Origin of the sequence: Paenibacillus sp. Root444D2 (assembly GCF_001426375.1) — a bacterium.
In the GTDB taxonomy this organism is placed as follows: Bacteria; Bacillota; Bacilli; order Paenibacillales; family NBRC-103111; genus Paenibacillus_E.
Map to the genome: position 1 here is coordinate 131,806 of NZ_LMEO01000004.1, position 13,811 is coordinate 145,616.

Below are 13,811 nucleotides of genomic sequence, written 5' to 3' on the forward strand. Positions count from 1 at the left end.
TCATAGATTCTTAACTACCAAGCGGAGATAGACACGAATTGCCCTTAGGCAATGCCCCCGCCATCTACAACAAGCACGCTTCCCGTTACCCAAGAAGACATGTCACTCGCTAGAAACAGGACCGCATTCGCGATATCTCGCGGTGTTCCGAGCCTCTCTAGCGGGCGGCCACCGGCCGAGGCGACTAGGAATTCAGCCTCGTTTCGCTGAAGCTGCTTCGCTTCATCACGCAGCAGCGGCGTGTCCGTATCGCCTGGCGATACGCAGTTCACGCGAATGTTAGCGACACCATGATCGATAGCCATAGCCCGCGTTAAATTCACAACGCCTGCTTTGGCAGCGCAGTAGGCAGCAGCGCGGTCTCCGCCTTTTAGGCCCCAACCGGAGCCTGAGTTAATGATGCTGCCTCCACCCTCTCGCTCCATGATCGGAATGATAGATTTGGACAGGAGATAAACACCCTTTAAGGAAACATCTATAACCAAATCCCAATCACGTTCTTCCAGCTCAACGACCGTTTTACGACGAATAATCCCAGCATTGTTGAACAAAATATCAATTCGTCCGTGTGCAGCATCAATTTCTGCTGCAACACGCTGGCAATCGGCAGAGGAAGACACATCACAGCGGTAGAAACTCGCTTGGCCTCCCTGCTGTCTAATTCCAGCTACCGCCTGTTCTCCTTGATCTTCGTTAATATCTAGAAGGATGGAATAAGCTCCAAAGCTGGCAAGCAGTTCAGCCGTCGCAAGGCCGATCCCTGAGGCTCCGCCGGTTACAACTGCTATTTTTCCCGTTAAGTTCAATACGTCTTGTGCGTTAAGCATGGTTTGTAGCCTCCTGTAGATGTTTCTCTTTCGCTTCTAGTCTCATTTGATGGCTCAACCGCTCAGGCAGGGTATCTTCGGATAGATAGGGCTTAAGCAGCATCTGGAAATGGAATGCTTCTGATGTGACTGTGTTTTCCGGGGATTGAGCTGGTCCACAGCTGTTGCTGCCTAAACCATTCTGCCTGTAATCCAGGTTGAGTGTAATGAAATCCCGTGGAACAAGATCACTTGTATGTTTGGCTGCTTCTAAGTCAGCATCGGTATAGCGTCGTGCGCTGAATTCAAGTGTTGGTGCTCCTACCGCGAGTAGACCGATTCCGGCACCATCTGTAATGGATACCCACCTTACATCTGTGCGGTTGCCGTTTTCCTGCGGATAAATATATGGCGTGAATAGTTCATCTACAGACTTCCGATACACACCGAACCGTCCTGCTTCCTTACTGTCGGAGTAGTTCTCCCCCGGACCACGTCCGTACCATTTCACAGCGTCCATGTCTCCCGGTATCTCCAGTTGGAGTCCAATCTTAGGAAGCATAGCAGGCGGCTTGCCTTCTGGAACGCCTTGAACGTCAATGACGATAAGACCTGAGCCTGTTATGGTATAAGTCGTTTCACATCGGAAGCCCCAGTCGAATACCGGGGGTGCAATGCGAGACGACCAAGTTATACGAATCGTTCCCTCATCCAGCCGCTCCCAGCGACAACTATCTATTCGTTCGCTTAGCCTATTGAGATGAGCCTTGTACCAGTCAGGCAGGACATACATATCGTTATCAATCGGTGCACGCCAGAAGTTAAGACGCGGCCCCGTGTTCACTAGCTCTTGGCCGTTCATTCGCAGTGAGCTGATTCCTGCCCGCCGGGTGTCGAATGCGATTCGGAATGAATCGTTCGCGAGGATGAGCTGACGCCCTTCCTCTGTGCAGGATAAACTCCGCATTGGCAAACTAACTGCTTCATAAGCAGACGAATTGGCGCTATCCCCGGCATTTCTAGTTTGCTCGCTGTTCCCAACTGCTTCGAGAGCAAGCTGTGCCCAAGCTACCTCATGTCCTTGCTCACCCCAGATGCAATCTGCCGCAAGCGTGAAGCCTACATTCAACCAGCGCTCCGCATTCGGATCTAATAAGGCTAGCTGCAGATCTGCTCTAACGGGAACATAAACCTCTGCACTTTCGCCAGGACCAATTCGCGGCAGAACAAGCACACCGCTTTGGACAGTCCGCCCATCTACCGTCACACTCCAATCTGCATAGAGGTGATCAAGCGTTACAAAATCGTAGCGATTCATGATGCGTATGCGATCATCTTTTATATACTCGACCCTAACAGGTTCAATAATTTTCTTGTATTCAATCAGACCTGGGGAAGGTGTCCGATCCGGACGAACAAGACCATCAATGACGAAATTGCTGTTGTTCGGCACATCACCATAGTCTCCGCCATAAGTGTAGTCGTCTTTACCTTCCGCTGTCTTCCTGCGGATACCATGATCGATCCATTCCCAGACGAAGCCGCCCTGCAGCCTTCTATAAGCATCGAAGGTATCAAAATACGGCTTGAGTCCGCCTGGACCATTCCCCATGGCATGAGCGAATTCGCACAGGATATGCGGTTTAGGATGATCAACCAGCTGACCGAAGCCTGCCATCTTCTCTACGGAGGAGTACATGGTGCTTACAATATCGCACACTTCCGCCTCGCGATCTTCTTCATAGTGAATGAGCCGCGTTGGATCTGCTTGTTTGCACCATGCCGACATCGCTCGGAAGTTGCAGCCGAAGCCGGATTCATTACCAAGTGACCAGAACAAGACGGAAGGATGATTCTTATCACGCTCTACCATGCGGCGTACGCGGTCGACATATGCTTCCTGCCAAGCAGGATCATCGCTTAGCCGTGAAATATTGCCCAGAGGCTCAAAGCCGTGAGTTTCCAAATCCGTTTCTTCCATGACATATAAACCATATTCGTCGCAAATATCGTAGAACCGCGGATCATTCGGATAATGAGCGGTTCTGACCGCATTAATATTATGCTGTTTCATCATCTTCACATCTTGAATCATGGTCGACAGCGTCACTGTGCGTCCTGTATCCGGATGGTGATCGTGACGGTTTACGCCTTTCAGCATGATCGCCCTGCCGTTCACCAGAAACTGGCCGTCAATCACTTCGATCTTGCGGAAGCCAACTCGCTGAGCAACCGTCTCCACTACTTTATCGTTCAGATCCACTACGCCTATCGTCAAATGATATAGTGCTGGAGCTTCAGTGCTCCAAAGCGAAGGTTTTGTGACTGGCATTGAAAACGACAGAATCGTCTGATCAGCACCGCCGACAATGATTTTTTCTACAGCTGAAACAACATGTGCACCTTCATGATCCAGAAGCTGCAGTTGGAGTTTCCCTTGCAATACATTTCCATGCAGTTCAACTTGAACGGATAAAGTCGCATCGCTATAGTCAGCGTCCAGCTCGGTAACGATTCGATAATCCACGATCCGTATGGAGGACGGCTCCGAAACCAGATACACATCCCGGAAAATACCGCTCATATACCACATGTCTTGGTCTTCCAGATAGCTGCCGTCTGACCATTGATAGACGCGCACCGCCATACGATTGATTCCCTGCTTCACAAACGGTGTCAGATCAAATTCTGACGTCAATCGGCTTCCTTGGCTGTAACCAACGAATGTCCCATTGACCCATACATGGAATGCACTATCCACGCCATCGAATTTCACAGCCAGCTTTCTGCCGTCCCAATGCTGTGGAAGCTCAAACTCTCGCACATAGCTGCCTGTCGGATTATCATTAGGCACATGCGGAGGATCAACCGGGAACGGATAATATAAGTCCGTATAATGCGGATGGCCATAACCCTTCAGCTGCCAATGGCTCGGAACTTGGATCTCATCCCAGCCAGACAGGTCATAATTCTCTTTGTAAAAATCATCCGGCGCCCATTCTGGCCCCTTCGCATAATGAAACTTCCAACTGCCATTCAAAGATTTGAACCAAGGCGAACTCCCTCGGTCATAGCTCAATGCTCCGGCCTGATCGGAATGTGGGATGAAATATGCCCGGCCCTTCGCACGATTGCGCTCTAACACCGCTAGATTATCCCAATCACGTGCCACTTTCTCGTTACGCATAGCTGCCTCTCCTCTCGAATCTCTATCTATATGTCTCTATTAACCTTCTGCTCAAAAAAACCTAATCTGGTCCACACGACGCGTATCCATTGGAATAAAGAGACCGTCGATTCATTCATCTAATCTTGCTCTGCAATGGAGGTGTCTTAGATCGGGTTCAATATTCAACTATGCTCAATTGAGGTTGCTAAATGAATGAATCCGTGTGCGCGGTTGAATGATGTTGTAGAAAGTGCAACAATTGCTGCCGTTATCGCGCTTTTTCCGTACATTGTTGCATCATGTACAACAATTTGCTCCTATTGTAGAAAGTGCAACAATTGCTGCCGTTATCGCGCTTTTTCCGTACATTGTTGCATCATGTACAACAATTTGCTCCTATACAGGCCATTTCGCAACAAACGGGCTAAAAATGTTGTACAAACTGCAACTTCAAGTTGCAAAATAGCCTTTTGGCGTGTGAATTGTTGTATGAAATACAACATTAGTAATCACTAAGCCCATTTGCCTTCACGAAAGGTGAATGACTCTAAAATCGGATTTTGGAGTTTTGAATACCAGTTGTGAGAGACATAATGAATCAATCGACAGTCTCATAAGTACAATTGTTTTGCCCAATCTAGCTGAGAATCCATGTAACTCATTGGAAGATTGCAATAGAATGATAATATTCACTGCAGGAAATGGGATATGATTGTATAAATTCCAATGACTTTTATCCTAGAAAGGACCTATCTACCCCTTAATCCCCGTACCCGCAATTCCACCGACAATATAGCGCTGTGCGAAGAAGAACACAGCCAGCGGCGGAATGGAGATCAGACAGGTAATGGCCATAATGGACTGCATGTCGACGCCAAACATCCCTTTGAACTGCGACAATCCAAGCGTCAGTGTATATTTTGACTGATCATTAAGGAAAATTAGCGGTCCCAGATAATCGTTCCAACAACTCATAATCTGAAACACGCCGACTAAAATGAGCGATGGTCCCATGAGCGGGACAATGATCCGCACAAGAATGGCAAATTTGTTAGCCCCATCGATCGTTGCCGCCTCATCTAACTCGCGAGGAAGCGTCAGAATGAACTGTCTCAGCAAGAAGATATAATAAGCCGAACCGAACCACGACGGAACAATAAGCGGTTTGAGCGTATTAATCCAGCCGAGGTAGTTAAACTCCATATACTGCGGGATCATGGTGACTTCCCAAGGGATCATCATCGTAGCAAGCACAATCAGAAACAGCAGATCGCGCCCTTTGAATTGGAATCTCGCAAACCCGTAGGCTACAAGCGTACAGGATATTAATTGGCCGAGCGTTGACATCAACGTCACGATGACGGTATTTTTCAGGAATAAGTTAAAAGGCTGAATCGTCCATGCTTCGGCGAAATTACTGAATTTCCAAACCGAAGGAATCCATTTTGGCGGGAAAAGGTACAGCTCCGCTGGCGATTTCACCGCCGTCGTCACCGCCCAGAACAGCGGAGCGACGAACAGCAGCGAGCAGATAATCAGCATCGTATAGACGATTATCCGTTTCATGCTGACCTCCTCCTTCCGCCGGATTTCACTTTCTTCTGTGACTTTTGCTTCATTTCGCCTTCATAGAACACCCAAGCCTCTGACGACTTGAATACAAGGAATGTCAGACTGAGCACAATAAGGAACATGAACCATGCGTTTGCTGCGGAATAACCCATTTTAAAAAACTTAAAGGCATTCTCGTACATATACATCGCGTAAAAATACGTTGATTTCATCGGACCGCCTCCTGTGAGCAGGAGCGCAAGGGTTAACTGTTGGAACGCCGCGATAATGGACGTAATCAGATTGAATATAATTGTCGGGCTGAGCATCGGTATCGTAACGCTAAAGAATTGTCTGAGCTTACCCGCACCATCTATGGAAGCAGATTCGTATAGATCCTTTGGTATCCCCTTAAGCCCTGCAAGAAAAACGAGCATCATCGAGCCTTGTCCCCATAAGCTGGCAACGACCATCGCTACAAGAGACCATTGTTTACTATTCAACCAGTCAGGACCCTGAACACCGATAATCGACAGAAAATAATTCAGAATACCGTAATCTCCGCTGTACACCCAAGACCAAATCATAGCTAGCGCCACGCCCGAGATCACAGAGGGTAGGTAAAACGCGGTTCGAAAAATCGCGCTGCCGCGAATTTTCTGATTAAGCAGAATCGCTAGTCCAAGCGCAACCGCTATATTGAGTGGAACAAACAGCGCTGCGAACTTGATTGTCACGCCGAACGACTTCCAGAACAGCGGGTCTTTCGTAAACATATCCACATAATTGTCTAATCCGATAAAGCGCACTTTACCTACAATTGGCCAATCGAAAAATGAAATAATAAGCGAGAATAACAACGGCCCTAAAGTGAACACTAGGAATCCGAAGATCCATGGAAAAATGAAGAGGTAGGGAGTTACCCCACCCCAACTGAGTTTCCTTCTAGGCTTGAGGCTGGCCATTGGTTTCCCTGCGTTTGCTTGCTGCGGGTAGGTCTGAGCCATCTCCCTAACCTTCTTTCTGTAGAAATCTTATTTCAAATAACGCTCGCTGTCTTTGACGGCTTGATCCAGCGCATCCTGCGCATTACTGCCAAGCACGGTAGCTTCTACGGCCGAAGATAGCTGACGGTTCACTTCATTCCACTTGGCACTCAGCAGGAATGCCGGCGAATTGTCGGAGCGCTGCAGCATTGTGTAAAACGGCTTATACAGAGGATCCTGATCCTTCTTAAGCTCGTTGACGACACTTACTCTGACAGGCAAATCCGCTACGCGCATCTTGATCGCTTCGCTCCCAACATAATACTTGATAAACTCCCAAGCCAGATCCTTCTGTTTCGAATCCTTCGCAATAGATAGAGCAGATTCAGCAATCACACCTTTGACTGGTTTGCCTGGAAAAGCAGGCATCTCCACTGTCCCTACATCAATCCCTGCTTCCTTGAACGATTCCAGCGGCCAGATACCGCTTTCCCACATGGCGATTTTGCCGCCTTTGAAGATATCTTCACCGCTTTGCTGTCCTTTGCCTCCGGCCAGCATGGCCGAACCGTTCTTGACCATATCCCCGAACATTTGAATAGCTCCGGCTGTTGCTTTACTGTTCATGAAGCCGTTTATCGTTTTGCCGTCATTAGAGATATAAGAGCCGCCGTTACTCCATACAAATCCTTGCAAATCGTACGTATCGTTATCCGCTCGAACACCGAAACCATACTGTTTCTTAGCTTTATCCGTCAGCTTCTTGGAAATATCCTGGAAATCATCCCATGTCCAACCGTCCTTCGGATAAGGAATCTTAGCATCATCAAACATCTTCTTGTTGTAATACACAACACGAGTCGTGAAGCCTGCTGGAATGCCATAGAGCTTGTTCTCGATCGTCGCGTAATTGAACAACCCTTTGTAGAAATCATCCTTGTTCAAGTCCTTATCACCGTCAGCGTAGCTGCCCAGCGGCTCAAGCGATTGATGATACGTTGGAAAATCCCACATGTACATCACATCCGGAGGATTCGTAGCGCCGAAACCCGCAGCTAGCTTCTGGTCGAAACCGTCGGCGTACGCTTCTACCTGGATCTTCGTTCCTGGATGGTTCGCTTCGAACTTCTTCGCGATATCCTGCTCGATCTTCAGAGCATCTCCGGTATCCCATGTAGCGAATCGAAGCGTCTTCTCTTTGGCAGCATTGTTACCGTTCGCCGGTTGTGTCGCCTTGCTAGTCGTACCTTCGTTATTACTGGTGCATGCTGTAAGCGCAGTCATCGCCATTGCAGTCGTAAGAACAATGAGTGAAAGTTTCTTGATCATTCTGTCAGCTCCCCTATCCGTGAATGAGTATATAATAATTGAACCGCTTTCATCATAACTAAAATGAAAGCGGTTCAAAACCGATAACTATTCGAATGTTTGTGCGTTTTTGTTCGATTCACCGAGGCGGGTGTCCATATGTTCGGAGGGTACCGTCTTTATGTTCGGCTCGGTACTGACTTGGCGTTAGGCCAGTACAGCGCTTGAACCATTTGCTGAAATATTTGCTGTCTCCAAGCCCTGTACGCTCAGCAATATCCTGCATCGTGAGCTGCGTATCCTTTAATAAACCGTAGGCCAGCTTGAGCTTACGTTTGTATTGAAAAGCAACGAAGCTGTCTCCCAGCGTTTTCTTGAATATGATAGAGAAGTGGCTTCGGCTGAGCCCAACCTGTCCAGCTACATCGCTGACAGACCATTCAGCCGCCGGGTTGTCATGCAGAAGCTTAACCGCTTTCCAGATCGGCTCAGGCCAATCTGCGGCTGTTACGCCATAGGCTTTCTCCAATTCCGCTGCTTTATGCAGGGCTAACAACGCTTCAAGACGTTCCTCTGTGCTTGTGAGCGGCCCTCTTCTGGCCCACTGCAGCTTCGCATTCTCGCTCTTTCTCTCCACAAGCAAGCTCTCCGCAGCATTCAGAAGCGACTCGGGCACAATATAGTAGCAGCGCTCATCCCCATATGGAATGACTGCCCCTTTACACAGCTGGCGATCCTCCTCAAGCGCTTCCTTCAACAAATCGAGCCAAGACGCCTCACACCCGGAAGTCTTGATCAAAAAGACATAAACCGGTTCACCATGGAAAGACCACACCTCACGGGTACGTTTCTCCATCTCCCCAACAAGCTTGTCATTATGGCCATTCAGCCAAGCATAGAGCAGAGTACCCAGCCGCTCATCTTCGTCTTCGCTGCTAACTGTCGGGGCGACTGTTGGTGCCGAAGGAGTTATCGCAAGCTCATGTTGAAACTTCGCCAGCATGCCTTCAAGCTCCTCATCCTCAAAGGCGGTTTTGAGCAGATATCCAGCTGCTCCCAGCTTCATACCCTGCTGAGCGTACTCGAAATCCCTGTGGCAGCTGAGCAGAATGATTTTCGTATCGGGATCTGTTTCCTTGACTCGGCGTGACAATTCAATGCCATCCATTTCGGGCATAACAATGTCGGTAATGACGACTTGAGGCCGATGCTCAAGGAAAGCTTCCCAGGCTTTGCGGCCATTCGGGGCGTCCGCCACCACTTCCATCCCGTATTTATCCCAAGGAACCGTGGAACGAAGTCCTTTACGGACGATGCTCTCGTCATCTGCGATAATCACCTTAATGCTCTTGATAGTTTCCATGCGGACTCTCCTCCTTCTTAGGCCATTCTATGATGATCGTTGTCCCTTCACCCTGGTTGGATTCCACCGTTAACCCATACTGCAGGCCAAAATGCAATTTGAATTTCTGATCGGCATTTTGCACACCCAGACCTCCCCTGCCCTTACGACTCGTATCGCTTGGCCGAAGCAGCCGCTTCAGTTTATCCGCTGGAATACCCGCTCCATTATCGGAAAGTGTGAGCAGCAAATGATTGCCTTCATCCCGAATGGATAAGCGGATTACGCCCTTGCCGTCCTCGAAGGCGTGGAAGAAAATATTCTCGAACAAAGGCTGCAGTGTCATGCGGGGAATCAGATAACGCTTGAGCAGTTCATCGCATGCCAGTTCATACTTGAAAACGGGGCCATATCGGACCTCTTGGATTTTCAGAAAATGCTCAATCATCCGCAGCTCTCGACCAAGAGGTATCAGCTCCTGCGAGATATCCAGATTGCCTTCGAGTACCATCGTGAGATGGTACAGCATTTGGCGGATATCCTCCGCTCCTTGAAGCCTAGCTTTCCATTGGATGGAGTTAAGTGTATTGAAGAGCAGATGCGGGTTGATCTGATAATGAAAGGCCTTCAGCTCCGCTTCCTTCTTGAGCCGCTCGCTCCGTTCAACCTCGCCAATCAAAGTCTGAATGCCGCCCACCATATTGTTAAAACTTGTATCCAAAATGCCCAGCTCATCCTTGGCTTCGACCTGAGTCCTCGTATGCAGCTTACCGAAGCTGACCTTCTGCATCGCGTCCTTAAGACGGCGAATCCGTGCGGTGAATCGGGAGGAGAAGAGGTACGCAAGCCCAAAAGCTAGGAGACATGAAGCTACAGCAACCATAATCGTATTCGATCTTATAATGCTGGAGGAGCGATAAAACGACTGGGAAGGCAGCCTCGCCTCAATCGTCCAATGATTAGCTGCAAGTGTTTTGTTCCAAACGATATCACTGGTTTGCGAAGTGAAGGCAGCTGCTGTCTCATATATAATTCGTCCCTGCGGATCTGCTATTCTGAGATGAGCCTTGGTATCGTTCTCGAACAACTTGAACATATGAAGCAGATCTTCCGCATTCTCCTCGATAAGAATCTTGCTGCCCCGCAGCGCACCGTATGGATTGTTAATCGGGACAGCTAAGCCCAGCACGGGCATCCCGGAATCTTCGGTTTCTTTCATCCCATGATTCTGAGTATAGAAACCCAGCCAGTACTTCCCTTCATTAGCATCCGACATGGATTGCCAAGCCGGAATACGGCTGAGCTTCGACACATCGAGATTATTTTCTCCATAATAGTAACCGGAACTGGTAATAATGTAGATGCCTGTCGTTCGGTCGGTTTTAAGCGCTTTCAGAAGAACTTCAAAATCATCCTTATCCATAATCTCTTTATAAGTCGTCGGAACCTGGTTCCCTAGATCAACCCTTGCAGGATCAAGTAAATAGGAATAAACCGTCTCCGTCGTCTGGTTCATCCGATTCAAATAAGAACTCATCTGCTGCTCCAACTGTGCCACAGCGTTCTCCCCATATTTGCCAAACTGAGAATTAATGACCTTCGCGGACTGGTAATAAGACAAGGCCCCAAGCGAGAGCAGCGGAATTATCGTTACAATGAGAAAACAGAAGAGCAGCTTCGTGCGAATGCTCCTATAAGAGCCAGACAAAAGGCGGATATTGAGTCGCTTAAGCAAATAATCTTTGATGATCGCACCCTCCCCTTGAGCTTTCTCTATAAAATCATACATTTGAAGTGTAGCATGGAACACTTTCAGCGAACAATGTATCTTCCATCCATGAGAGAGTCCCTGACGGCATTGGCTTCACCATTCCATTATGAGATCCGATCCCCGAAACGGGAAAAGCACCACCCCTCTGCTAATTTATAGCAGGGAGAAGTGCAGATTTTATTTAGGTTGTGTATTCATTACCTAGCATCAAGAACACACTCGATGTCCATGTAAAGGCACGATCACGCAAGCCTTGTCCCGTAATCGCGTCAAAATTCTCGGCCATTCCGCTGTGATCCAACATGGTGCAGAATCGGCGCGCTACCTCTTCTGCCAACTCACGGTCACCAGCCGCGGTTACTCCTTCCACGAGAAGCATGGTCGAAGGAGCCCAGATCGGACCTCGCCAATAGCCGTCCGGATTGTAGAAAGGACTTTTCACGCTCTCTGTCGCCCAACCATTAGTGGTTAAGAAACGCTCTTCATCCCTTAGCCCCTTCAGCAAAGCTGTGCGGATCGGCTCTGGAAGACGTTTGCCCAGAAGGATTGGAACGAACAAAAGGAGACTGTCCCCTTCGGATAACTCATGCGTGCCGGAGCGGCAGGCTGTGAAGCGGCCATCTTTCCAGAAATGACTGATCATCTTCTCAAGTGTGCCCTCAGCAAGCCGCCGCCATTCTTTGGCATCTGCCGAATGCCCGAGCAGTCCCGCAATCTCAGCGAGCAGTTCTGCTTGAAGAATGAGAAAGGCCGCTAAATCTGGGCTTTCTACTGGAATGCCATTATTGAAGGCTGTGCTGTTATCCCAGCCAGAGTCATTGCCGTGATTGTATTGCGGAATCCCGTCTCCATCGCCGTCGCGATATCGGAACCACCATTTCGTCCATTTGGAGAGTGGTCCGTAGACCTCCCGAAGCTGCGCATCCTTAATATAGTCCGTTCTGGCCATCATCCAAGAAAGCGTCCAACCATGTATCGGCGGCTTGTTGCAGTTCCAGAGCTCATACTTATTATTGATGAAATCAGGAATCAAACCGCTCTCATCCTGGCGGTCAAAGAAAATCATAAATTGATCCCACGCCAGTTTCGGATCATGGCGAATAAGCGCCATCGCATTGAAACAGTGATCCCAGCTCCAAATATTCGTCATCCAGTTCTTCGACATATACATCGCCGGTCTGGTCAGGCACCCCTCATCTGGAACGAGGCAGGACCACGTAATATAAGCCGCAAGTTCCCGACTTTCCTGCCAGCGTTCTGGCAGAGGCAGAGTGCGATCAAGCCATAGGTTAAACTCTTCCTTGACTTGTTTCACAGCATCATCGAAGGATTCCCAAGCAGCGCGCGGCTCCCACACAGTGTGGAATTCTTCTACAGCAAACTCGGATATACCCGATTTGCGATCAGGTAAGAAATCTGCGATTACATAGGAGCTTTTGATTTTGTCCCATGGCACTTCCATCTTCAAGTCGCCAACCAGCGCGGTCAGCATGAACCTGCATTCATGGGTAAAGCTGTTTACTTCCCAGCTGCTGGAGGCTGCTTGATAAGCGTAATCGTAAGCAGCCGTGCGGAAGGTTAAGCGGATTCCACAACCTTTCGTGCGAATTCGAAATGTTCGGCGATCGGAGATACAAATTTCAGCCGTTAAGCCTGCCGTCGATTCAAGCCGGATCAGCTCCGGGCAAGCTATTGCCTGGAATGACACGGATTGACCGTTTTCATCCAACATATCCATATGAAACGCCTCGCCAAATTTATCGTCGCCGCCACGAACGGTACGCAGATACAAGCCTTGTTGTCTATCTTGAGCTTCAGGCAGAATCGAGATCGCTAGAAAGGATTCTCTCCGGCTGAAAGGAACAACGTTCAGGTCAAAGTTCATGATTCATTCTCCTTTACGAAAACAGTATGCGCTTTCATTGTACCGAAAGGAGGTCTGGGGAAGAACCGACAGTTGTTTGTGATGGGTAGGTAATTTGTTGCGTGTTGATGGTTGCGATGGGGCGAGGGGGAATTTTGTTCGACGTGATTAGTCTTAATGTTCGACAATTAAAAAACCTCCCATCGTGGGAGGTTGATTTTGTGAATATCGCTTTAAGATTATGACCATAACCAATAGGTATCCTTCTTGTTTGGATGGCTATTACTTCTGTTGAACCTTTACACCTTTAATCAGAAGCCAGAAAGCTAATGACAGCTCTCCAATCACACCAGGTACGGCTACAATCAGTTGGAATATCGTTTTGTAGTCGGCGTAGTTGGGTAGAAGAAAATGTGCAATACTATCTATAACATATCCGGCAGATGCAAGGATCAAGAAGATCCCAATTATTCTTGGTATATAGCCTCCTGACTTGATGATTAAATAACCAATGACCAACAAATGAAATCCAAAGAATACCAATCCAATCAGCCATCCATTTTTAAATGCATCGATCAGCAGCATCACCTGAGCGTATAACTTTAACTGATCTGTTGTGAATACCGTGAAGTAATTAGCACCACTTAGAAGTGGTAAAACATTCAACAAATTAGACAAGGCGACTCCAAAAATGGCGGTATATACCAACCTAAACCATGCCGCGAGCATGGCAAGATTCTTATTAACGGGTTTGAGCAGAGCATACAATGCCCAAGCTACCAGCACATCAAGAATAAGCACGATGACAAAGCTGATAAATCCACTCCGAAATAACATCTCATTGGCTATGATATTATTAGCAGTAGCTGCTGCATCATCCGGTATAATAAGACCCTCAAGAACAGAAAAATTTGAAAACATAGCAAGTATAGCCATAAGTAGAAGCCCGAACCCAGCGACTCTAGCATAAAAAAGCGGTGAAGCTTCGGTGTTACGGTTTGTCATTTCTAACCC

9 protein-coding genes are annotated in these 13,811 nt (G+C 48.2%); all 9 read right to left on the bottom strand.

The window, feature by feature from the left end; genetic code table 11:
* Positions 1 to 44 precede the first annotated feature (44 nt).
* Positions 45 to 827, bottom strand: coding sequence for an SDR family NAD(P)-dependent oxidoreductase (locus ASD40_RS04165; protein WP_057302073.1), 783 nt, complete (start codon positions 825 to 827; stop codon positions 45 to 47).
* Complete coding sequence (locus tag ASD40_RS04170) at positions 820 to 3,993, bottom strand: glycoside hydrolase family 2 TIM barrel-domain containing protein (RefSeq protein ID WP_057302074.1); 3,174 nt, start codon at positions 3,991 to 3,993, stop codon at positions 820 to 822. The genes ASD40_RS04165 and ASD40_RS04170 overlap by 8 nt, the downstream gene beginning before the upstream one ends.
* 735 nt (positions 3,994 to 4,728) lie before the next feature.
* Positions 4,729 to 5,541: a carbohydrate ABC transporter permease gene (locus tag ASD40_RS04180; protein ID WP_057302076.1), complete on the bottom strand. Its 813-nt coding sequence runs from the start codon at positions 5,539 to 5,541 to the stop codon at positions 4,729 to 4,731.
* A complete protein-coding gene (locus tag ASD40_RS04185) occupies positions 5,538 to 6,491 on the bottom strand; it encodes a carbohydrate ABC transporter permease (RefSeq protein WP_057302102.1) in 954 nt (317 codons plus the stop codon). The genes ASD40_RS04180 and ASD40_RS04185 overlap by 4 nt, the downstream gene beginning before the upstream one ends.
* A 69-nt stretch (positions 6,492 to 6,560) precedes the next feature.
* The gene (locus ASD40_RS04190) at positions 6,561 to 7,841 is read right to left on the bottom strand and encodes an ABC transporter substrate-binding protein (protein ID WP_057302077.1); all 1,281 of its coding nucleotides are present in this window, start codon (positions 7,839 to 7,841) and stop codon (positions 6,561 to 6,563) included.
* A gap of 118 nt (positions 7,842 to 7,959) precedes the next feature.
* On the bottom strand, positions 7,960 to 9,183 hold the full coding sequence (locus ASD40_RS04195) for a response regulator transcription factor (RefSeq protein WP_057302078.1): 1,224 nt from the start codon (positions 9,181 to 9,183) through the stop codon (positions 7,960 to 7,962).
* A complete protein-coding gene (locus tag ASD40_RS04200; protein ID WP_082562058.1) occupies positions 9,161 to 10,951 on the bottom strand; it encodes a sensor histidine kinase in 1,791 nt (596 codons plus the stop codon). Before ASD40_RS04200 ends, ASD40_RS04195 begins: the two co-directional genes overlap by 23 nt.
* Positions 10,952 to 11,114: 163 nt before the next feature.
* Entirely contained in the window at positions 11,115 to 12,818 is a 1,704-nt protein-coding gene (locus tag ASD40_RS04205) for an amylo-alpha-1,6-glucosidase (protein ID WP_057302079.1), read from the bottom strand.
* Positions 12,819 to 13,079: 261 nt separating this feature from the next.
* Positions 13,080 to 13,802 carry a DUF4386 domain-containing protein gene (locus ASD40_RS04210; protein ID WP_057302080.1) on the bottom strand — a complete coding sequence of 241 codons (723 nt, stop codon included), beginning with the start codon at positions 13,800 to 13,802 and terminating at the stop codon, positions 13,080 to 13,082.
* Positions 13,803 to 13,811 lie beyond the last annotated feature (9 nt).